Raw genomic sequence first — 22463 nt, 5'->3', positions numbered from 1 at the left:
TCATTCAAAGGCCACTTGCGCTAAGATAGGAACCTCGTCAACAAGTTGATCGCACACTAACCTCAGATAACAGCATTTTGCGTTGATGTACTGATACACAAAATAGCTATTTGGCGTTTTATCTACCATTGTTCAGGCACCTGAAAAGACGTACTGATTGCAATGGCATTGTGCTTTGCCCATACTTGTCGGCGATTTAATTCCGAACAATCCATTACCCGTGGAAGTCTTAGCATGAGCACAGCAATCCAAGAGAATGCTTATAACTACAAGGTTGTACGCCAGTTCGCCATTATGACGGTGGTCTGGGGTATCGTAGGTATGAGTGTTGGCGTATTAATTGCAGCCCAATTAGTATGGCCAGAACTGAACTTTAACCTCCCATGGACCAGCTTCGGCAGGCTCCGTCCTTTGCACACCAACGCAGTAATTTTTGCTTTTGGTGGTAGCGCACTGTTTGCTACGTCTTACTACGTGGTACAGCGTACTTCGCAAGCGCGACTGTTTTCCGACGGCTTAGCTGCGTTTACCTTCTGGGGTTGGCAGTTAGTTATTTTACTCGCCGCAATTACCCTGCCACTGGGATACACCACCACTAAAGAATACGCAGAACTGGAATGGCCTATCGCTATTCTGCTCGCAGTCGTATGGGTGGCTTATGCTGTGGTCTTCTTTGGCACAATCGCCAAACGTAAAACATCACACATTTATGTCGGTAACTGGTTTTTCGGTGCCTTCATTCTAGTGACGGCGATGCTACACATCGTTAACCACATGTCGATTCCAGTCACTTGGTTCAAGTCTTACTCACTGTACTCAGGCGCAACTGACGCTATGGTGCAATGGTGGTACGGACACAACGCTGTGGGCTTCTTCTTAACCACAGGTTTCTTGGGCATGATGTACTACTTCGTACCTAAGCAAGCTGGTCGTCCTATTTACTCGTACCGCTTATCGATCGTGCACTTCTGGGCTTTGATCACTGTGTACATCTGGGCCGGCCCGCACCACTTGCACTACACAGCACTGCCTGACTGGGCACAATCACTGGGTATGGCAATGTCTTTGATTCTATTGGCTCCATCATGGGGTGGTATGATCAACGGTATGATGACCTTGTCAGGTGCTTGGCACAAATTACGCACCGACCCAATCTTGCGTTTCTTGGTTGTATCCCTGGCTTTCTACGGCATGTCGACCTTTGAAGGCCCGATGATGGCGATTAAAACTGTTAACGCCCTGTCACACTACACTGACTGGACTGTTGGCCACGTACACGCCGGTGCGCTCGGCTGGGTAGCAATGGTGACCATTGGTTCACTGTACCACTTGATCCCACGCCTATTTGGTCGTGAGCAAATGCACAGTGTTGCGCTGATTAACACACACTTCTGGTTGGCAACAATCGGTACCGTGTTGTACATCGCCTCAATGTGGGTCAACGGTATTATGCAAGGCCTAATGTGGCGTGCAATTAACCAAGACGGCACGCTCACCTACTCATTCGTAGAAGCGTTACAAGCAGGTCACTATGGCTTCTTGGTACGTATGATCGGCGGTATCTTCTTCTTAACCGGTATGCTGTTTATGGCATACAACACATGGCGTACAGTGCGCGCGTCTGATACTGAAAAAGCGAATGCCGCTGCGCGCTTTACTGTTGGAGAGGCACACTAATGAAACAGCATGAACGCGTTGAAAAAAACGTCGGTTTACTCGCGCTCTTTATGGTGATTGCAGTAAGTATTGGTGGTCTTGTGCAAATCGTTCCATTGTTCTTCCAGGACATGGTCAACGAGCCTGTGGATGGCCTCAAGCCCTACACCGCACTGCAATTGGAAGGCCGTGACATCTATATTCGTGAGGGTTGCGTACAGTGCCACTCACAGATGATCCGTCCTTTCCGTGCTGAAACTGAGCGTTATGGCCACTACTCTGTCGCTGGTGAAAGCGTTTACGAGCACCCATTCTTATGGGGTTCTAAGCGCACCGGTCCTGACTTGGCTCGCGTAGGCGGTCGTTACTCAGATGACTGGCACCGTGCTCACCTGTACAACCCACGCAACGTTGTGCCTGAATCTAAGATGCCTGCTTACCCTTGGTTGGTAGAAAACAAATTAGACGGCAAAGACACTGTGGCTAAAATTGAAGCCATGCGTTGGTTAGGTGTGCCGTACACCGATGAAGATATCAAAGGTGCGGTAACTGCGGTTAAGGGCAAGACTGAAATGGAGGCTCTGGTAGCCTACTTGCAGGTTCTTGGTACATACATTAAGAATAAACGGTAAGACTCATGGATATCGGAACTCTTCGCGGCTTGGGCACAGCGCTCATCTTTATCGCTTTTATCGGCCTGGTATTTTGGGCTTATAACAGCAAGCGCAAATCCAGCTTTGATGAAGCTGCAAACTTACCCTTCGCTGACGAAGAGCCGTCTTCTAACGAGCCGAACACAGACAAATCCGGGAGCAATAACCAATGACTTCTTTCTGGAGTTGGTACGTCGTAATTCTTACGACCGGAACCTTACTGGCCCTCACGTGGTTGATTTTTGCCACGCGTAAAGGTCAGCGCAGTGACACCACTGATCAAACAGTCGGTCACGTCTACGATGGCATTGAAGAATATGATAATCCCCTGCCTCGCTGGTGGTTTATGCTGTTTGTCGGCACCATTATCTTCGCCGTAGGCTATCTTGTTCTTTACCCAGGTATGGGTAACTGGAAAGGTATCCTGCCGGGTTATGACGGCGGCTGGACTTCAACTAAGCAGTATGAGCGTGAAATCACTAAGGCTGATGACAAATACGGCCCGATTTTCTCGAAATACGCAGCGATGAGCATTGAAGAAGTTGCTAAAGATGAACAAGCGCTAAAAATGGGCGGTCGTTTATTTGCTTCTAACTGCTCGGTCTGCCACGGTTCAGATGCAAAAGGTTCACACGGCTTCCCTAACCTGACCGACAATGATTGGATCTGGGGCGGCGACACTGAAACCATCAAACTGACCATCATGAAAGGCCGTAACGCGGCAATGCCAGGTTGGGAAGCGGCTTTAGGCAATGATGGCATTAAAAACGTGACAGGTTATGTACGCAGTTTGTCTGGTTTGAAAAACCCAGAAGGCGTTGACCTTGAGGCAGGTCAAAAGTCTTTCAATACAATGTGCGTAGCATGTCATGGTGCAGATGCAAAAGGTAACCCGATGCTCGGTGCACCTAACTTATCTGACAGAATCTGGCTGTACGGCTCTAGCTTTGCTCAAGTCCAACAGACCATTCGCCATGGCCGTAACGGTCAAATGCCTGCTCAAGAAGATTTCTTAGGCAATGACAAAGTTCACTTATTAGCTGCTTATGTATACAGCCTTTCACACGGTGCAAAAGATCAGTAAATGACACGTGCGACATGCTGTCACTCTCTGCTGGAACGTCAGCAGGCGTACCATAGAAAGCAGTTATAAGCTTATTCCGGCCAGTTATTAACTGGCCGGATATTTAAAAACCGCAGTGGTACACCTGATGACTGACCAAATACCTGTAAAAAACATAACGCCTAAAGCCCCTTCCGTAGACCTTTACGCTAAACGTGAAACGATCTATACACGTGCGTTCACTGGCCTCTTCCGTAATATTCGTATTGTTGCTGGATTATTCCTGTTTGCCACCTTTCTAGGCACTGTTTGGCTGCAATGGGGTGATCGTCAAGCGGTCTGGTGGAATCTACCAGAGCGCAAGTTCTATATTTTTGGCGCAACCTTCTGGCCACAAGACTTTATGCTGTTGTCTTGGCTGTTAATTATCTGCGCCTTTGGTCTGTTTTTTATTACCGTATTTGCTGGGCGCGTCTGGTGCGGCTATACCTGCCCACAAAGCGTCTGGACTTGGGTCTTTATGTGGTGCGAAAAAGTCACTGAAGGTGACCGCAACGCCCGCATGAAACTCGATAAAGCGCCGATGTCGGCGAACAAATTTTTACGCAAAACCGCTAAACATATCCTCTGGATTAGTATTGGTTTTGCCACTGGCTTTACTTTTGTCGGTTACTTCACCCCGATTCGTGAACTGGCAATGGATCTCATCACTGGTAATGCCGATGGTTGGGCCTATTTCTGGGTAGGTTTTTTCACTCTACTCACCTACCTCAACGCCGGTTGGTTACGAGAACAAGTGTGCATCCACATGTGCCCTTACTCACGCTTCCAAAGTGTGATGTTTGATAAAGACACCTTGATCGTTTCTTACGACCCCGAGCGCGGTGAAAAACGCGGTCCTCGTAAAAAAGGCAGCGATTACAAAGCTCAAGGTTTAGGCGACTGTATTGACTGTAAACTCTGCGTACATGTCTGCCCAACCGGTATTGATATCCGTGATGGCTTGCAGATTGCTTGCATTGGTTGCGCGGCCTGTATTGATGCCTGTGATGATGTGATGCTCAAGGTCGGCTATCCTAAAGGCTTAATCAGTTACACCACCGAGCACAACTTATCAGGCCAAAAAACCAAACTGATTCGCCCGCGCTTAATTGGTTACGCTGCCGCGCTCTTGATCATGTGCGGCTTATTTGGCTACACCGTTTTCAACCGTACTCTGGTTGAACTCAACGTACTGAAAGACCGCACGCCGTACCGTGAAAACCAAGAAGGTCGGATAGAAAACGTTTACACCTTAAAGATCATGAATAAAGATCAAAAAGATCATGTCTATATGATTGAAGCAACAGGTCTTAACGGTTTAACCCTTGAAGGGAAACGTCACATTCCTGCGGCAGCTGGCGAGATTTTATCAGTGCCAGTATCGATCTCGGTTGACCCGGAAGATATTCCTTCAAGCACCAACCAAATTGAGTTTAAGATTCTGTCGGAAGATGACAACAGCATCCACAGAACCGCTGAAAGCCGATTCCTCGGCCCAACCATTCGTTAATTAAAGGACATCTCATGCAGCCCGAAGACAATGTTTTACCCTGGTATAAAGAGTTTTGGCCTTGGTTCATCATTGGTATGCTCAGTTTCTCTGTGGTACTCGGGCTGTCTTTACTGACGATCTCCATCCGCAATGCCGACAGCTTGGTAGTGGACAACTACTATGATGCCGGCAAAGGAATTAACACCTCACTGGAGCGTGAAAGACTGGCTGAGCAACTTGAGATGACTGGCGTTTTAAGCTTAGATGCGAAGCTCGGACAAGCTGAACTGACCCTTGCAGGACAAAGCAGACCGCAACACTTGGTACTCAATTTAATCTCACCTACGCAACCAGAACGCGACCGTCGCATTGTATTGCAACCGGTCAGCGCTGATGTCTACCGTGGTTTACTCGAAGAAGAAATCCAGGGTCGTCGCTTCGTTGAAGTTCTAGGCGATGAGAACGGTGAGGAATGGCGCTTGTTTGAAGAAAAAACTCTGGTCAATGGCCAATCTACCGAACTGGGCGATTAATCTACTGCTGTGGATATCTATCTGCAATCAAGCGACACCGTATTTATTATAGAGAGCTGACAGACATGGCTGCTCCTTTAGCGTGTTTTCACTGCGGCTTGCCGGTTCTGACCGGTGATGCCTTCAGCGCAGTGGTCTTAGAAAAACCCCGTGTATTCTGCTGCCCCGGCTGCCAAGCCGTGGCACAAGCGATTATTGCCGGCGGTCTAGAAAGTTACTATCAGCACCGTAGCGAACCGTCAGCAAACCCTGAAAGCTTACCCGGCGTATTGCCCGACGAGTTATTACTGCTCGATCGCGAAGACATTCAAAAACCTTTTGTCAATACAACCGGCAACATCAGCGAAACCAAACTACTCATCGAAGGCATCACCTGCGCGGCCTGTGGTTGGCTGATTGAAAAGCACTTAAAAAAACTGTCTGGCGTGATCGATGTGTCGCTCAATCTAAGCAATCACCGCTTAAGTGTGCGCTGGGATGCCGAGCAACTGGCGCTGTCTGAACTACTGAAAACCATCCGTCATATCGGCTATGCCGCGCACCCTTGGCAACCTGATACCGTCAGTGAAAAAATGCAGGCTGATAACCGCCGTGCACTGCGCAAACTCGGCGTAGCAGGTTTGCTGTGGATGCAGGTGATGATGGCTTCCATGGCCACTTGGCCAGAATTCAATCTAGATTTATCCGAAGGCATGGATGGCTTGCTGCGTTGGACCAGCTTAATTCTGACCACGCCCATCGTCTTTTATTGCAGCAGCGAGTTTTTCAGCGGTGCTCTGCGTGACTTGCGCACCCGCCATCTGACCATGGATGTATCGGTTTCTTTGGCCATCGCTGGTGCCTATGCCGCCGGTGTGTGGTCAACACTTACCGGACAAGGCGACTTGTATTTTGACGCTGCTGGCATGTTTGCATTATTTCTTTTATCTGGCCGCTATTTAGAACGGCGCGCACGCGAACGCACTGCAGCAGCCACCACGCAATTGGTCAATTTACTACCGGCCTCCTGCTTGCGCTTAACGGCAGAAGGTAACCATGAGCGAATCTTGCTCAGCGAACTGTCTTTGGGCGAGCATCTATTAGTACCGCCCGGCAGTCTTATTCCAGCAGACGGCTGTATTTTAAGCGGTCAATCGAGCATTGATGAGTCCTTGCTCACCGGCGAGTACCTGCCTTTAAACAAAGTACCGGGCGACACTGTGGTTGCTGGCACCTTGAACGTTGAAGGGCCGCTGACCATTGAAGTATTAGCCCTGGGCGAACAAACGCGACTCTCAGCCATCGTGCGTTTACTCGAACGCGCGCAAAATCTAAAACCGCGGCTGGCGGAACTGGCGGATAAAGTCGCGCAATGGTTTTTGATCAGCGTGCTATTGATTGCTGCAATAGTGGGCGGCATCTGGTGGTATTACGATCCTTCTCGGGCTTTTTGGATTGTTCTGTCCTTATTGGTTGCCACCTGTCCTTGTGCGCTATCACTCGCCACGCCGACTGCATTGACTGCCGCCACCGGATCACTGCATAAACTAGGACTGCTGATCACCAAAGGGCACGTCTTAGAAAGCCTGCATCAAGTTGACACAGTGATCTTTGATAAAACAGGCACCTTAACTGAAGGCAAGCTCACCTTAAAAAGCATCCAAACCTGTGCCGACCTTAATCAACAACAATGCTTAGAATTAGCCGCCGCATTAGAAAGCCACTCGGAACACCCCATCGCTCGCGCTTTCGGACGCACGGTAATGGCCGCCAATGCGGTCAGCAGTATGCCGGGGCTAGGCTTAGAAGGTTTCGTTGAAGGACGCAAGCTGCGTATCGGTCGTCCTGACTATGTCAGCGAACTGGGTAACTATCCTGCGCCGGCCATGCCGAGCGAGCAAGGCCAATGGTTACTGCTCGGTGATACTCAGCAAGCATTAGCTTGGTTTGCTCTTGATGATCAGTTACGCCCAGACGCCCCAGCATTGCTGCAAGCTTGCCGTGCGCGCGGCTGGCAGGTTTTATTGTTGTCCGGCGACAGCTCGCCCATGGTGCAACAAATCGCTCAACAACTCGGCATTGATGATGCGCGTGGCGGCCTCACTCCAAATGATAAGCTCAGCGTATTGAAAAACCTGCACGCCGAAGGCCGTCACGTATTAATGCTCGGGGACGGAGTCAATGACGTGCCGGTATTGGCCGCAGCGGATATCAGTATTGCGATGGGCAGCGCCACTGACCTTGCTAAAACCAGTGCTGACGCGATTCTTTTATCGAATCGGCTCAGCAGTTTGGTAAGCGCTTTCAGTGTTGCCAAGCACACTCGTAAAATCATTATTGAAAACTTAGCTTGGGCAACCCTGTACAATGGACTCATCATTCCTTTTGCAGCCATTGGCTGGGTGACACCTGGTTGGGCAGCACTGGGTATGTCGGTAAGCTCTCTTTTAGTGGTGCTCAATGCACTACGCCTCACTCGTACCCACGAATGAGTTTCGCGCTGTTATAGAGAATGTTGTTATGGCCGCTTTATATGTAATGATTCCCGTGGCAATGATCATTGTTGCCCTAGCCATTAAACTGTTTTTTTGGGCCGTTGATAATGGCCAGTACGAAGACCTCGACAGTCCTGCGCATAGCATTTTATTTGATGACGAAGACCCTATGCACAAAGCAGGAATGAAACACCAACCAAGCAAAAAAACTGACGGGGAAGATCAGCACAATGGCTGATCTTATCCCATTACTGGCTTCAGCATTTATTCTCGGTCTATTGGGTGCTGGGCATTGTCTTGGTATGTGCGGTGGCTTAATGGGTGCTTTGACCATGAGCATTCCAGCTGAGCAGCACAACCGCCGCTTACGCTTAATCATTGGCTACAACCTCGGTCGCGTCAGCAGTTATGCCATAGCAGGATTCTTATTTGGTCTATTTGGTTGGGCGGTTGAGCAAACGCCTGCCGCCAATGCTTTGCGCGTGGTCGCCGCGTTATTACTAATCAGCCTTGGCTTGTATCTGGCGGGCTGGTGGCATGGTTTGACCCGGATTGAAAAACTTGGCGGCTACTTATGGCGGCACATCCAACCTTTTGCCAGTCGTCTACTACCGGTAAAAGGTACATTCCACGCGATACTGCTCGGTATGTTGTGGGGCTGGTTGCCCTGTGGTTTGGTTTATAGCACGCTGTTTTGGGCCGCCAGCCAAGGCGAAGCCAGCACCAGCGCCCTACTGATGTTTACTTTTGGCTTAGGCACTTGGCCGGTGCTTTTAGCATCAGGACTCGCGGCAGAACAGGTGACAGCGTTCTTGCGCAAGAAAAACGTACGCCATGCAGCCGGCCTACTAGTGATCCTCTACGGCTTATGGACCCTGCCAGGTCCACATCAGCACTGGTTGATGGGTCACTAAGTAAGTTTCTACACAGGCAGAAATACGCTTGATACAGATCAAGAGGCATAGTCTGATCCCCCCCTATACTCGCATCACTTGCTAGCGTTTGGGGAGTCATGTGTCATGCTTAACACCATGGGTTGGAGCTCAAAATTATTTAATCTTTATCATAATCTTGATAAGCCATACAGCTCATACCCGCGCGTGGAACATTTTCAACAAAACATCAGTGCTTTTGAACGTTTTAGTGCGCTACGTGACAGTCGCAAAGCGCAGCGTCCTCTTGTCCTGAACGTTAACATTCCTTTTTGTGCAAACGCATGCTACTACTGCAGCAAAAAAAACATAGTGACAAAAGATCGCAGTCGCGCCGCTCAATACCTGCAATGTTTAGAGCAAGAAATCCAAACCGTTGCCCAGCATATTGCCAGCGAACGCAATATTGAAGAGTTGCACTTTGGTGGCGGCACGCCAACTTTTTTAAACCCAGTTGAACTGCGCCAACTGATGCGCTGCTTGCAAGACAATTTCAACATCACCAGCAATAACTTTACCCACTACAGCATCGATATAGACCCAAGAGAAACCGACTGGTCAACCATGGGCGTACTGCGTGATATCGGTTTTAATCGGGTGAATATCGAAGTGCAAGGGCTCGACCCAAAAGTACAAAGAGCCATTAACCGCTTACAGACCATTGAACAAACCCAAGCGATTGTTGAAGCCGCTCGCACACTACAGTTTCGCACTGTCAGCATCAGCCTTATCTACGGTTTACCGCAACAAACAACGCAATCATTTTCCCAAGCTGTAGAGGATGTATTGCAACTGGCACCGGACCGAATCAGCTTACAAGGCTATCAACATCAACCTGACAAACATCCAATTCAACAACGCATTAATGCCGCTGAATTACCCTCAATAGCTAACCTTGAAGCCATGCTCAAAGGCACGCAGCTGCAACTAGAGCAAGCTGGATACCGCTATATCGGTATGGGCCATTTTGCCCTAGCCGATGACGACTTTGCCTACGCCCAAGAAGACGGCACCTTACAACAAGGTATCCAGGGTTACAGCACCAGCGCTAACTGTGACACTCTAGGTTTTGGTGTGTCTGCGGTAAGCCAACTCGGCAACCTGTACTACCACAACAGCCATGACATCAATAGCTATCAAACAGCTTGCCGTAATCAACAGTTACCGCCAGCAACGGGCGTGCTGTGCACTAAAAAAGACCAAATTCATCGCGCTGTCATTCAAGCATTAACCTGTCAATTCGAAGTCAACTTCAGCGTCATAGAGCAATGCTTTGCGATTGATTTTGCAAGCTATTTCGCGGCCCAATGGCCGCAACTACTGCGCATGCAAAGTAATGGCTTACTAGAGCTGAGCGAGCAAAAACTGAGCATCACCGCACCAGGGCGCTTATACACTTTGACTGTCTGCCAGTTATTTGATGACTACCTTGCGCAAGACACTAATCAAACACCATCCTTAGTTCAGATGATGTAAATGGCTTTAGCAAAGCCAACAAAGTAGCGAGACATCTGCAGGCTTCGATGAAAACCATCCTCTGCAGCACTGGCAGCTTCTGGCTGGCTAAGGTAACCTTACGCCTAGTTAGTTTGAATCGCTCCTTTGCTTAGGAATCATGGCATGGCAGAAATAATCAGTGCACGCAATCCGCATCAGGCGCATTGCAAAGATTGCAGTTTAGCGACCCTTTGCTTACCTCTGTCTTTGGATATGCAAGATCTCGATGCTCTTGATAATATCGTCAAACGCAGCCGTCCTATGAAAAAAGGCGATTTTCTATTTCGCCAAGGCGATACATTTGCTTCAGTTTATGCCGTACGTTCCGGCAGCCTAAAAACTTTTAGCGTCACCGATTGTGGACAAGAACAGATTACTGGTTTTCATTTGCCAAGCGAGTTTGTTGGTCTATCGGGCATGGACACTGAACTGTATCCCGTCTCGGCGATTGCCTTAGAAACCACTTCGATTTGCGAAATACCCTTCGACCGACTGGATGAGTTAAGCGCCAGCTTGCCGCAACTGCGTCGTCAGCTCATGCGCATTATGAGTCGCGAAATTCGCGATGATCAGCAAATGATGATGCTGCTATCGAAGAAAACTGCCGATGAACGCATTGCTACTTTTCTGGTGAATTTGTCTGCCCGTTTCCGTGCCCGTGGTTACTCTCCGCAACAGTTTCGTTTAGCCATGTCGCGCAACGAAATTGGTAACTACTTAGGTCTAGCAGTCGAAACTGTTTCCAGAGTGTTTACTCGCTTCCAACAAAGTGGTCTGTTAGAAGCGGAAGGCAAAGAAGTCAATCTGATCAACCTGATTGAAATCTGTGCTCTGGCAGGTGGTAATCTCGATAATTGATTCAGCAGGCTCAAGAAAGAGGCTCACGCTATGATTTTTGACGAATTTGTAATTAAGTCTTTGATTCGCCCTATTCCTGACTTCCCTAAAAAAGGTGTTATTTTTCGCGACATCACGCCTTTATTTCAATCTCCGCGCGCTATGCGCATGGTGATTGATGGTTTAGTACAACGTTACGTTGAAAGTGACTTCACCCATATCGGCGCAATTGAATCACGCGGCTTTTTATTGGGCGCAACCATTGCTTATGAACTGAACAAACCCTTGGTGCTGTTCCGTAAGCAAGGTAAGTTACCCGCGGATATTCTTAGCGAGCCTTATGACACAGAGTACGAGCAATCAACTCTTGAAGTGCACGCTGACAGCCTATGTGAAGGTGATAAAGTCCTGCTGATTGATGACATCATCGCCAGTGGTGGCACTTTTATCGCTGCTGCACGCTTAATCCGCAGAATGGGCGCCAGCGTCTACGAAGTGGCGGCAATTATTGATCTGCCAGAGTTACAAGGCTCACAGCTGATGCAAGATATTGGTGTGCCGACTTTCACCTTGACCGCTTTCACCCTTAACGAACACTAACCGGTCAAAATGCCCGCTCAAGCACTCTGAGCGGGCAATCCTTTTTCTCTCTGCAACAACCCATTTCCCATGACGAATACATCGCCAGACGTGCGCTAGCACACACTGCGACAACCGGTCACCGCTGCTTCCTTGTCATTTATCAATAAAAAAGTGACATACTACAAATGTCGTATGTATTTGTAGAGTATTCACTATGTCTCTCAGTGCCGATAACTGCAGCCTTGCTTGGCCGATTTCTGTCTACACCAGCTTATCCTTGCCAAGCCTAATATCTGTATCATCCACTCCCGAGGAGTATGCGCAATGATCTCGGAAACCCTTGTTGATCTGTCACGCTTTCAATTTGCGATGACAGCAATGTATCACTTCATTTTTGTCCCCCTGACCATTGGTCTAGCATTTTTGCTGGCTATTATGGAGTCGGTGTATGTCTTGACCGGCAAAGAAGTCTACAAAGACATGGTTCTGTTCTGGGGTAAGCTGTTTGGGATTAACTTCGCCATTGGTGTTGCTACCGGTCTCACCATGGAGTTCCAGTTCGGCACCAACTGGTCCTATTACAGCCACTATGTCGGCGATGTCTTTGGCGCACCGCTAGCGATTGAAGGATTAATGGCCTTCTTCTTAGAATCAACCTTTATTGGTTTATTTTTCTTTGGCTGGGAGCGCCTGAGTAAGCATCAGCACTTAGCCGTTACCTGGTTGGTAGCGATCGGCTCTAACCTTTCAGCGCTGTGGATTCTCGTGGCCAATGGCTGGATGCAAAACCCTGTCGGTGCCGAGTTCAACTATGAAACCATGCGCATGGAAGTCACCGACTTCGCCGCACTGATCTTCAATCCAGTCGCTCAAGTAAAATTTGTCCACACCGTGGCGGCAGGTTATGTGACCGGTTCAATCTTTGTGCTAGCGATCTCCAGTTGGTACTTACTGAAAAAACGTGATCTTGGTTTTGCCCGTCGCTCATTTGCCATCGCCTCAGCCTTTGGCTTGGCATCAATTCTCTCAGTGATCGTATTGGGTGATGAGTCTGGTTATGAAATTGGTGATGTACAGAAAACCAAACTGGCTGCGATTGAAGCGGAATGGCATACCGAAAAAGCACCAGCAGCCTTTACCTTAGTCGGTCTACCCAATATGGAAACGCAGAGCACCGACTATGCCATCAAAATCCCCTACGCAATGGGAATTATGGCGACGCGTTCTTTAGACACAGAAGTCACGGGCATTAAGGACTTAATTGCTCAACACGAGGTGCGTATTCGTAACGGCATGCTGGCCTATGAGCGATTGCAGGTTCTGCGTGGCGGAGATCGCTCTGCAGAAAACGTAGCGCTGTTTGATGAAGTCAAACAAGACCTTGGTTATGGCTTATTGTTGAAAAAATATACTGAAAATATTGCCGAAGCGACTGAAGAGCAAATCAAACTTGCCGCTGCCGATACCATCCCTCATGTGCCCAGTATCTTCTGGGCATTCCGCTTCATGGTAGGAGCAGGCTTCTTAATGTTGCTGCTATTTGTCTTAGCTTTCTGGGCCTCGACCAAGCACAACCAAGAGCACAAAACCTGGCTATTACGTTTTGCTTTATTGAGCTTACCGCTGCCTTGGATTGGCGTACAAGCGGGCTGGTATGTTGCCGAAGTCGGTCGCCAGCCTTGGTCGATTGGTGAAGTGCTACCAACTTTCTTATCCACCTCATCACTGTCAAGCGGTGATGTCCTAGGCTCGATTATTACTATCGCGGTTATTTACACGGTGTTAATTATCATTGAAATGTTCTTAATGATTCGCTTTGCTCGCAAAGGTCCAAGCTGCTTGCATACCGGTCGTTACCATTTCGAACAAAACACCACTAAAAAACTATAAGGAGTGACGAAATGTTTGATTACGAAACTCTAAAACTCATTTGGTGGGTGCTGGTTGGCGTTTTGCTGATTGGTTTTGCTTTAACCGATGGTTTTGATCTGGGCGCTGTTATTTTAATGCCTTTGATTGGCCGTACTGACAGCGAACGCCGCGTCGTACTCAATACTATTGGCCCGCACTGGGAGGGCAATCAGGTCTGGTTAGTTACTGCCGCAGGCGCTCTATTTGCCGCTTGGCCAATTGTTTATGCGGCCTCCTTCTCAGGCTTTTATTGGGCCATGATGCTGGTATTGTTCGCTTTATTTGCCCGTCCTTTAGGCTTTGACTATCGCAGCAAACTGGATAATCCAAACTGGCGCTCGCGCTGGGATTGGGCGCTGTGCTTGGGCAGTTTTGTACCGGCACTGGTGTTTGGTGTGGCCTTCGGCAATCTGTTTTTAGGCGTGCCCTTTATGCTGGATAACACCATGCGTATCAGTTACACCGGTAACTTCTGGGGACTGCTCAATCCGTTTGCTATTCTCGCTGGCCTCGTCAGCCTAACGATGCTGATGACTCACGGCGCAACCTGGCTGATGATGCGAACAGACAAGCAAGTTCTGCAGCGCTCAAGAACCGCCACGCAGATTTTATCAACGGCTTACCTGATCACCTTTATCGCGGCAGGCCTGTGGTTATGGTTTGGCATTGAGGGTTATAGCGTGATCTCGGTGATCGATTTTAATGGTGCAATTGATCCATTAAGCAAAGTGGTCGAGCAAAACAACCCTGGCTGGATGGCTAACTACACACAATACCCCATCATGCGCATCGCACCAATTGTCGGTATTATCGGTGGTGTATTAGCGCTCTTAGGTGCAACCATTAATCGCTCTGCTTTAGCCTTTTTAGGCTCATCCTTGGCCATTAGCGGAACAATTTGCACCGCAGGTTTTGCTCTATTCCCATTCTTGATGCCTTCAAGCATTGATTTTGCATCAAGCTTAACTATGTGGGATGCGGTATCCAGTCATAAGACACTAGGGATTATGTTTATTGCAGCAGCAATCTTTGTACCTATTATCTTGGTCTACACCTTATGGAGCTATATCAAGATGTGGGGCACAGTAAAAGTCGCAGATATCGATGGTGATCCGCACGGTTTGTACTGATCGACAGCTGTATGGCCGTGCTGGCCACTACCCTAGGTATGCGCCAGCACGCTGCTTCACACTATGATTTAAGGGGTTTTATATGTGGTATTTTACTTGGATTTTAGGCGTACTTTTAGCCTGCAGCATGGCGATTATTAATGCGCTTTGGCTAGAACGGTCATTCGACTTAGACGCCAACAGCGATTCACCTGCTGAATAACATGCAACAAAAAAGCCGCAGCCCTTACCCAGGCGCGGCTTTTTCATTTAAGCGGTATATGCAAAGCGCCCTAACGCTGTACGGCCTGCAACGCTCTAATGATTTTCTGATCATGGCCGTAGCTGTCACTACGAAAACGTAAACGATTGTCTATATCTACTTCCACAGTCCAGTAAGCTAACAGCACTGGAATCGGCTTGGGTAAATTCACATTACGGGTTTTGCCACTGGCCTTAATCAGGGCAATGCGCTCAAGCTCTTGCTCTGAAGCATCAAACAACAGTTGATCAACCAGCTTTTGTGCTTCCTCAACTCGAACACAGCCAGAACTGACCGTACGCGTTGCACGTCCAAACAGATGCTGACTGGGGGTATCATGCAAATACACACTAAAAGGATTGGCAAAACGGATTGCTACCAAGCCCAGCGCATTGCTTGGCCCTGGGCCTTGACGCAACATAATGCCTGAGGGCGCATGCCAGTTAATGCTGCTGGGATCCAGCACATTTCCTTGATAATCAAGCACACTCATATTGCTACGGGCTAAATAGCCCAGATCGCGACGAATGGCTGGCAACTTATCTTCACGCAAGATTGTCGGCGGCACTGTCCAAGTGGGATTAATAGTGAGATGCGTAATGCGCGACTTTAACAAAGGGGTTTGACGCTTTACCGTACCCACTTGAGTCCGTGTGCGCCAAACGATATCGCCATCACGAAAATATAATAACCGCGCGCCAGCAATATCCACCACCAGCATGGTTGGCTCAAGCAACTGATCGAGCCAACGCAGTCGCTCAAGGTTGGCTCGTACTTGCAGCATGCGCTGCTCAGGGCTGATATTCATTTCACGTAAGGTTGCTGGACCAACAATGCCATCATCTTCTAAATAATGATCTTGCTGAAACGCTTTAACCGCAGCCGACAGTTCATCTGTATACAACAACGAATCAACCGCGACGATATCGCCAGTGACATTTTCTACCGGGGTCAGCGCATTCTCAGGACTGTCTTTAATGTAGCCCGCCAACTGTAAACGCTGACGCAAGTCCGGCACTCGCGGATCGAGCATACCCACTCGTAGCGACTTACCTTGTACTGCTACTTCGCCCCAGTCGGCTTGGGCTAATAAATAGCTGCTTTTTAATATCTCACGTAACTTTTGATAAGCACTGTGCTGCGGACGCACATCAGCAAACACCTGCGGTAAATTATTTAGCCCTACTGCGGCCACCTCAATAATCGAGGTTATGGGTGCTTGCATAGCAGCGGCTTCCAGCCAATAAGGCTCGACCTGCTGAGAGTCGAGCACGCCATCGCGCAAATGCGTAAGCACTTGTAAATAACCATGACTGACCAGCAGTTCATCACAGATGTGTTGCTGCTCAGACGCGGGTTGCTGCAACGCCGCCAAATGTTGCAATTGATACATCTGCGGCTTTAAACCGTCGTATTGAGTATCGTTAATCAGCTCAAGTAGCTGCTGGCGTTGAGCGGCATCCTGCCACATCGGCACATAGTTAACTGTCTGATAGAGTATTTGCAGCTGCTGAATCGACTGTTCCGACAAACGGTGCGTTGTCGATGTAATGCAAGCTTGTGGCAATGCATTTAGCGTTTCAGCCAGTGTTTGCGCATCGCTACTGGGCTGCGCCAAAACCAAGGAGCTGCAAGTCATAGCAATTGTTAAAGCTAACCATGAGTGTTTTTTAAACAAGGGTTTGGATCCATTCAGAGAGCTGTTATAAGATGCATCACCGCTTTCAATAAGGTTAGACGCAGGTAGCGACTGTTGTATCACAATTATAAAAACAACACATGCCAAGATGCTGTGATCTAACTCGGACAAACCGCCTATTTTTAAAAGCACATACTGTGCTGTACTGAGAGTATTTGTATGCTTCGTTGTTTTTTATTTAAATCATTATTCGCTGTTCTATCGAGCTTCTGCGTCTTTACTGTTAATGCCGCCACTTACCCACAACAGCTTGCTCACTCTCTTAAACAATCAGCACCCAATTTAAACAGCAAAGTACTCAATACCGCCTTAAGTGCGATGCAATGTGCTCTCAGCCACGGCGCAGAACCCGCTCAACGTTTGGCGGTGATTGATTTTTCTTTACCGTCCAGTGACAAGCGCTTGTGGATTTTTGACTTACAAAGCAAACAATTGGTTTTGCATGATTTTGTCGCTCACGGCAACCGTTCTGGCGATAACTTTGCCACCAGCTTTTCCAATACCAATGGCAGCCACCAATCCAGCATTGGCTTATTTCGCACTGCAGAAAGCTATCAAGGTAAGCACGGTTACTCATTACGCATGGACGGTCTAGAGCCTGGCATTAATGACCGTGCCCGTGAGCGCGCCATCGTTATTCACCCTGCCGACTACGTCAATCCAGCATGGATCAAGACTCAAGGCCGTATTGGTCGCAGCCAAGGTTGTCCTGCTGTACGTCCAGAAATTGCTCGCACAGTGATTGATAAACTCAAAGGCGGCCAGTTTATGTTTTCTTGGTATCCCGACCAGCAATGGCTACAAAGCTCAATCTACTTAAACTGCCGCACTCCACAAGTGGCCAGCGCCAGCAAGCGTCGCACGGCAGATGACAGCTGATTAAACACTACTGAGCTGCAGGCGGGCTAATACCTAAAAAAGCGATGAGCTCATCTTTCTTACTCATCGCATCTTGGTAGCCCAACTCAATCAATTCATTACAATAACTGCGCTCGAAGAGTAAATAGCTCAACACCCCACCGCCACTGGCGCGTGTTGCTCCCGGCCCACGTAAAAACAAACGCAACGACGCCGGTAATTGGTGGCGATGACGGGCGGCAATTTCGTCAATCTTCTTGCTCGGAGAAATAACTAAAACATCCACAGGAGCAAGCCCTAGATGTTTTTTACGCTCGCTTTCCGGCAGCATTTGCCCAAGCATATTCAGACGCCCAAGCAACTCCAGATCTGATTCTAAATTATCGATAAAGGTACTGTTAAGTAGGTGTCCACCAATTTGCGCAAGACTGGGTGGGCGCGCAGTCATTGGAATGATTTGCTCTTCTTGCGTTTGGCTACGCACCCCAATCACTAAGACTTTATCAGCACCTAAGTGCAACGCCGGACTGATGGGCGCAGCCTGACGCACAGCGCCATCACCAAAATACTCATTATTCAAACGTACCGGTGGAAACAGCAAAGGAATGGCTGAGCTGGCCATCAAATGCTCAATACGCAAACGCGTAGGCAAGCCATGCCGCCGATGACGTAACCAAGGGTCAATGTTACCGCGACCTTGGTAAAAAGTGACCGCTTGCCCAGACTGATAAGCAAAGGCAGTAATCGCAACCGCGCGCAACTTACGCCGCGCCACCGCAAGATTAATTCCAGAAAAGTCCAGTTCCTTTAGCAATAAATCACGCAGCGGCGAGTTATCCAATAAAGCCACAGGCGCAAGCCCACGCCCTAGGCCGAGCAAGTGCTGTCCAACGAAACGCCCTGCTTGGCGAAGAACTCCCCACCAATCAGTGCGATACACCAACTCAGTACGAAAACCCTGCCAAACGCTGGTTAACTTGCGGATTGCTTGCTGAAAGTCCAAAGCGCCACAGGCCAGACTGACCGCATTGATCGCGCCGGCTGAGGTGCCGACAATCACTTCAAAAGGATTTTCCGCTGACTCGGGCAACAAGTCAGCAATTGCCGCCAAGACACCCACCTGATAAGCCGCACGCGCACCACCGCCTGATAAAATCAAGCCAGTCACAGCACTGTCTTTTTTGCCATTGAGCAGCGGCTTCGGCGAAGGGATCTGTTCCTCTGTTTTCAATACAGCTTAGCCTCACCTTCAGGTCGGGTTTTGAAACGGCGATGTGCCCATAAATACTGTTCTGGCTGCACCTCAATCGCACGCTCAATCCACTGATTAATCCGCAAACAATCTTGCTCGTCAGTTTCACCAGGAAAATCCTGCAGCGGTGCTTCGATTTTGATCAGATAGCCACAGCCATTGGCCAAGCGTATTTGTGTCATAGGAATCACCAGCGCACGCCCCAGCTTAGCAAACTTGCTGGTAGCGGTTACTGTAGCAGCTGGCACACCAAACAGCGGCACAAAAACACTCTGTTTTGGACCATAGTCTTGGTCTGGCGCATACCAAATAGCCCGCCCTTGGCGCAATACTTTGAGCATACCGCGCACGTCCTCACGCTTAATAGCATGAGCATCAGCATTATGGCGCTCACGGCCGCGGCGCTGCACATAGTCAAACACGGGGTTTTTATGCGCTCGGTACATGCCGTCAATGGTATGCCGCTGACCTAATAACGCCGCACCAATTTCCAAGGTAGTAAAATGGATCGCCATTAAGATGACGCCTTGCTTTTGCGCTTGCGCTGTTTGCAAATGCTCTAAACCTTCGACTTGCAATAATTTGCTCAGACGCTTTTTCGGCCACCACCAACTCATGGCCATTTCAAAAAAGGCGATGCCCATTGAAGCAAAATTTTCGCGCACCAACTCTTCACGCTCACCTTGCGTAAGCTTTGGAAAACACAATTCAATATTGCGCGTAACAATGCGGCGGCGACTGTCAGCCACCCGCAACATCAAAGCACCTAATGCGCGCCCCAGCCAGAGCAATACTTTATAAGGCAGCTGCGTGATCAACCATAGCAAGCCGAGTCCGAACCACAACAACCAGAATCGCGGATGAAGGAAACTCAACGAAAACCCAGAATGTTTCATATATACATACCAAACAGCATAAAAAATCGTATTCTACATGGCTTATTGATTTGCAGCCTGCCATGCTTAACGTTATAAACCTTTTTAATCTTTACATTTCATAGAGTCACCGATGAACCAAGCAGATCTTCTTGAGAAAGCACCGGTCTTTCAACTTAAAGGCAGCATGCTTGCCTTAACCATCCTCGAGCTTTCATCCAATGATTTGGACGCTTTAGCCATACAACTGACAGAAAAAGTTGAGCAGGCACCGCAGTTTTTCCAAAATACACCGATTATTTTAGCTTTAGATAAATGCACTGATGATACCAAGCCTTTGGATCTCGAGCGGCTATTAACCATCTGCCGCGAGCATGGCTTAAGCACCATGGCTATTCGCAGTGACCGGCCTGCAGACTTAACTGCTGCTAAAGCTTTAAACATTGCGGTTATCCCGCCCAGTGATGCACGTGAACGTCCATTAGCCATTGCGCCAGCCGCTGAAACACCAGCTGAACCAAGCTTAATACCGGCAAGGGTTATCACTCATCCGGTACGCAGCGGTCAGCAGATTTACGCCAAAAACAGCGATTTAATTGTCATGGCAGCGGTCAGCGCCGGTGCCGAACTGTTAGCCGATGGCAATATTCATGTCTATGGCCCTTTACGTGGCCGCGCTTTGGCTGGGATTAACGGTAACCGTGAAGCTCGTATTTTTTGCCAACAGTTGGGCGCTGAATTACTCTCAATCGCAGGGCAATATAAGGTTGCCGAAGACTTGCGTCGCGACCCTGCATGGGGAAAAGCTTCGCAAACTTGTTTAAATGAGGAACAGTTAGAGATCTCTGAGCTCTGATCTATACCTTTGTATTGATGAACACTTTATAATCAACCCATCAACCACCCTTTACTCTATTCATAAGGTGATCCGCTTGTCTAAGATTCTTGTTGTTACATCAGGTAAAGGCGGCGTTGGTAAAACTACTACCAGCGCTGCAATTGGCACTGGCCTCGCATTACGGGGACACCGTACTGTTATTGTCGATTTTGATGTCGGTTTGCGTAACCTTGATTTAATCATGGGCTGCGAGCGCCGAGTGGTCTACGACTTTGTTAACGTGATCAATGGCGAAGCCACGCTTAATCAGGCCCTTATCAAAGATAAGCGCATTGAAAACCTCTACATTCTCGCTGCCAGCCAGACTCGCGATAAAGATGCGCTAACCTTAGAAGGCGTGGAAAAAATTATTACTGAACTGGCTGAACAGTTTGAGTATGTGATTTGTGACTCCCCTGCTGGTATCGAAAAAGGCGCACACCTGGCCATGTACTTAGCAGACGCTGCGATCGTAGTGACCAACCCTGAAGTGTCTTCAGTACGTGACTCTGACCGTATGCTAGGTTTGCTCTCGAGCAAATCTAAACGCGCCGAAGAAGGTCGCGAACCTGTCAGCGAACATTTATTACTGACCCGTTACAGCCCAGAGCGCGTTGCTCGCGGCGAAATGCTCAGCGTTGAAGACGTCGAAGAAATCCTATCAATCGAAATGATTGGTGTGATCCCAGAATCACAAGCGGTACTCAAAGCCTCGAACCAAGGTGTACCGGTGATCCTGGATGAAGAGAGCGATGCCGGCCAAGCCTACAGTGATGCCGTTGATCGTTTACTGGGTAAAGAGGTGCCGCACCGTTTTCTCGAAGTGCAGAAAAAAGGTTTCCTCCAGCGCATGTTCGGAGGTAAAGAGTGAGCATTTTAGATTTTCTTAGAACCCGTAAAAAAGCCCCTACCGCATCGATTGCCAAAGAGCGTCTACAAATTATTGTGGCGCACGAACGCGGTCAACGTGACGAGCCAGATTACTTACCTGCCTTGCAAAAAGAATTGGTCGAAGTGATTCGTAAATACGTCAATATCGATCAAGACCAAGTGCAAGTTGCTCTAGAAAACCAAGGTAGCTGCTCGATTCTTGAGTTAAACATTACTCTGCCAGATCGCTAAGTTAGCATCGCTACGCAGTCATCATTTGGCGGCCTCAGGGCCGCCAAATGTATTTATAAGGTTATTTATGCCGCTGTCCAATATTGCCATCATTTACCAAGACCCTTATTTATTAGTGGTCAACAAGCCCACACTGTTGCTTTCAGTCCCAGGACGGGCGGAAGACAATAAGGATTGTTTGGTAACTCGGCTACAAGACAACGGCTACCCTGACGCACGCATCGTGCACCGTTTAGATTGGGAAACTTCAGGGCTGATTATCCTCGCTCGTGATGCAGATACCCACCGTGAACTGTCACGCCAGTTTCATGATCGTGAAGTGGATAAACTCTACACTGCACTGTGCTGGGGTCAGCCAAGTGATGATCAAGGGAAAATTGAATTACCGCTGCGCTATGATCCACCGACTAAGCCCCGCCACGTGGTCGACCATGAGCAAGGCAAGCATGCTTTAACATACTGGCGTGTACTCGAACGTGGCGAGCAATCCACTCGGGTCGAACTCACCCCTTACACTGGCCGCTCCCATCAGTTACGCGTGCACATGTTATCTATTGGTCACCCACTGCTTGGTGACGGTCTTTACGCTCATGAACAAGCGTTACAGGCAGCGCCACGCTTATGCTTGCATGCCAGCGCACTGAGTTTCACTCATCCAGACACTAAGCAGCGTTTAGATTTCACCTGTCCAGCCCCTTTCTAAAGCGGTTTGTGATCGATTCATCAGTCAGTTGTCA

23 protein-coding genes are annotated in these 22463 nt (G+C 48.7%); 20 read left to right on the top strand and 3 right to left on the bottom strand.

Annotated features, from left to right (window positions below; genetic code table 11):
• The first annotated feature begins 234 nt into the window (after window positions 1-234).
• The 15 genes from ccoN to cydX all read left to right on the top strand — a co-directional run bounded on the left by ccoN (window position 235) and on the right by cydX (window position 15004).
• Window positions 235-1677 (top strand): cytochrome-c oxidase, cbb3-type subunit I, encoded by a 1443-nt coding sequence (gene ccoN, locus H591_RS0108105; protein ID WP_022966451.1) that lies wholly within the window; start codon window positions 235-237, stop codon window positions 1675-1677.
• Window positions 1677-2288 (top strand): cytochrome-c oxidase, cbb3-type subunit II, encoded by a 612-nt coding sequence (ccoO, locus tag H591_RS0108100; protein WP_022966450.1) that lies wholly within the window; start codon window positions 1677-1679, stop codon window positions 2286-2288. Before ccoN ends, ccoO begins: the two co-directional genes overlap by 1 nt.
• A gap of 5 nt (window positions 2289-2293) precedes the next feature.
• Complete coding sequence (locus H591_RS0108095) at window positions 2294-2482, top strand: CcoQ/FixQ family Cbb3-type cytochrome c oxidase assembly chaperone (RefSeq protein ID WP_022966449.1); 189 nt, start codon at window positions 2294-2296, stop codon at window positions 2480-2482.
• Entirely contained in the window at window positions 2479-3393 is a 915-nt protein-coding gene (gene ccoP / locus H591_RS0108090) for a cytochrome-c oxidase, cbb3-type subunit III (RefSeq protein ID WP_022966448.1), read from the top strand. Before H591_RS0108095 ends, ccoP begins: the two co-directional genes overlap by 4 nt.
• 127 nt (window positions 3394-3520) lie before the next feature.
• Window positions 3521-4924, top strand: a complete 1404-nt coding sequence (gene ccoG / locus H591_RS0108085; RefSeq protein WP_022966447.1) for a cytochrome c oxidase accessory protein CcoG — start codon at window positions 3521-3523, stop codon at window positions 4922-4924.
• 14 nt (window positions 4925-4938) lie between these two features.
• Window positions 4939-5439, top strand: a complete 501-nt coding sequence (locus H591_RS0108080; protein ID WP_022966446.1) for a FixH family protein — start codon at window positions 4939-4941, stop codon at window positions 5437-5439.
• A gap of 65 nt (window positions 5440-5504) precedes the next feature.
• Entirely contained in the window at window positions 5505-7910 is a 2406-nt protein-coding gene (locus H591_RS0108075) for a heavy metal translocating P-type ATPase (RefSeq protein WP_022966445.1), read from the top strand.
• A 28-nt stretch (window positions 7911-7938) separates the two neighbouring features.
• On the top strand, window positions 7939-8151 hold the full coding sequence (gene ccoS / locus H591_RS0108070) for a cbb3-type cytochrome oxidase assembly protein CcoS (RefSeq protein ID WP_022966444.1): 213 nt from the start codon (window positions 7939-7941) through the stop codon (window positions 8149-8151).
• Window positions 8144-8827 (top strand): sulfite exporter TauE/SafE family protein, encoded by a 684-nt coding sequence (locus tag H591_RS0108065; protein ID WP_022966443.1) that lies wholly within the window; start codon window positions 8144-8146, stop codon window positions 8825-8827. Before ccoS ends, H591_RS0108065 begins: the two co-directional genes overlap by 8 nt.
• A 105-nt stretch (window positions 8828-8932) precedes the next feature.
• On the top strand, window positions 8933-10321 hold the full coding sequence (gene hemN, locus H591_RS0108060; RefSeq protein ID WP_022966442.1) for an oxygen-independent coproporphyrinogen III oxidase: 1389 nt from the start codon (window positions 8933-8935) through the stop codon (window positions 10319-10321).
• A gap of 144 nt (window positions 10322-10465) precedes the next feature.
• A complete protein-coding gene (fnr, locus tag H591_RS0108055) occupies window positions 10466-11200 on the top strand; it encodes a fumarate/nitrate reduction transcriptional regulator Fnr (RefSeq protein ID WP_022966441.1) in 735 nt (244 codons plus the stop codon).
• A gap of 30 nt (window positions 11201-11230) precedes the next feature.
• Complete coding sequence (locus H591_RS0108050; RefSeq protein WP_022966440.1) at window positions 11231-11779, top strand: adenine phosphoribosyltransferase; 549 nt, start codon at window positions 11231-11233, stop codon at window positions 11777-11779.
• 306 nt (window positions 11780-12085) lie between these two features.
• Window positions 12086-13651, top strand: coding sequence for a cytochrome ubiquinol oxidase subunit I (locus H591_RS0108045; RefSeq protein WP_022966439.1), 1566 nt, complete (start codon window positions 12086-12088; stop codon window positions 13649-13651).
• A gap of 11 nt (window positions 13652-13662) precedes the next feature.
• Complete coding sequence (gene cydB, locus H591_RS0108040; RefSeq protein ID WP_022966438.1) at window positions 13663-14802, top strand: cytochrome d ubiquinol oxidase subunit II; 1140 nt, start codon at window positions 13663-13665, stop codon at window positions 14800-14802.
• A gap of 82 nt (window positions 14803-14884) precedes the next feature.
• A complete protein-coding gene (cydX, locus tag H591_RS15860) occupies window positions 14885-15004 on the top strand; it encodes a cytochrome bd-I oxidase subunit CydX (protein ID WP_022966437.1) in 120 nt (39 codons plus the stop codon).
• Between the two features lie 70 nt (window positions 15005-15074).
• Here the strand turns inward: cydX and H591_RS0108030 are convergent, their stop codons facing one another.
• A complete protein-coding gene (locus tag H591_RS0108030) occupies window positions 15075-16682 on the bottom strand; it encodes a L,D-transpeptidase family protein (protein ID WP_156853160.1) in 1608 nt (535 codons plus the stop codon).
• A 219-nt stretch (window positions 16683-16901) separates the two neighbouring features.
• Between H591_RS0108030 and H591_RS0108025 the strand changes: the two genes are divergently transcribed.
• On the top strand, window positions 16902-17621 hold the full coding sequence (locus tag H591_RS0108025; RefSeq protein WP_022966435.1) for a murein L,D-transpeptidase catalytic domain family protein: 720 nt from the start codon (window positions 16902-16904) through the stop codon (window positions 17619-17621).
• 7 nt (window positions 17622-17628) lie between these two features.
• Here the strand turns inward: H591_RS0108025 and H591_RS0108020 are convergent, their stop codons facing one another.
• Together H591_RS0108020 and H591_RS0108015 are read right to left on the bottom strand one after the other, a co-directional pair.
• Entirely contained in the window at window positions 17629-18795 is a 1167-nt protein-coding gene (locus H591_RS0108020) for a patatin-like phospholipase family protein (protein WP_028244287.1), read from the bottom strand.
• A 32-nt stretch (window positions 18796-18827) separates the two neighbouring features.
• Window positions 18828-19748, bottom strand: a complete 921-nt coding sequence (locus H591_RS0108015; RefSeq protein ID WP_028244286.1) for a lipid A biosynthesis lauroyl acyltransferase — start codon at window positions 19746-19748, stop codon at window positions 18828-18830.
• Window positions 19749-19860: 112 nt separating this feature from the next.
• Here H591_RS0108015 and minC point away from each other — a divergent pair, with 112 nt between their 5' ends.
• The 4 genes from minC (at window position 19861) to H591_RS0107995 (ending at window position 22429) form a co-directional block, all read left to right on the top strand.
• Window positions 19861-20583 (top strand): septum site-determining protein MinC, encoded by a 723-nt coding sequence (gene minC, locus H591_RS0108010; protein WP_022966433.1) that lies wholly within the window; start codon window positions 19861-19863, stop codon window positions 20581-20583.
• Between the two features lie 76 nt (window positions 20584-20659).
• Window positions 20660-21475, top strand: coding sequence for a septum site-determining protein MinD (gene minD / locus H591_RS0108005; RefSeq protein ID WP_022966432.1), 816 nt, complete (start codon window positions 20660-20662; stop codon window positions 21473-21475).
• Complete coding sequence (minE, locus tag H591_RS0108000; protein ID WP_022966431.1) at window positions 21472-21726, top strand: cell division topological specificity factor MinE; 255 nt, start codon at window positions 21472-21474, stop codon at window positions 21724-21726. The genes minD and minE overlap by 4 nt, the downstream gene beginning before the upstream one ends.
• 67 nt (window positions 21727-21793) lie before the next feature.
• Window positions 21794-22429, top strand: coding sequence for an RluA family pseudouridine synthase (locus H591_RS0107995; protein ID WP_022966430.1), 636 nt, complete (start codon window positions 21794-21796; stop codon window positions 22427-22429).
• The last annotated feature ends 34 nt before the right edge of the window (window positions 22430-22463 follow it).

The organism is Denitrificimonas caeni DSM 24390, from assembly GCF_000421765.1.
GTDB classification, from domain to species: domain Bacteria; phylum Pseudomonadota; class Gammaproteobacteria; order Pseudomonadales; family Pseudomonadaceae; genus Denitrificimonas; species Denitrificimonas caeni.
The sequence above is the reverse complement of the archived record's forward strand: the minus strand, read 5'-3'. Positions and strand labels throughout refer to the sequence as shown.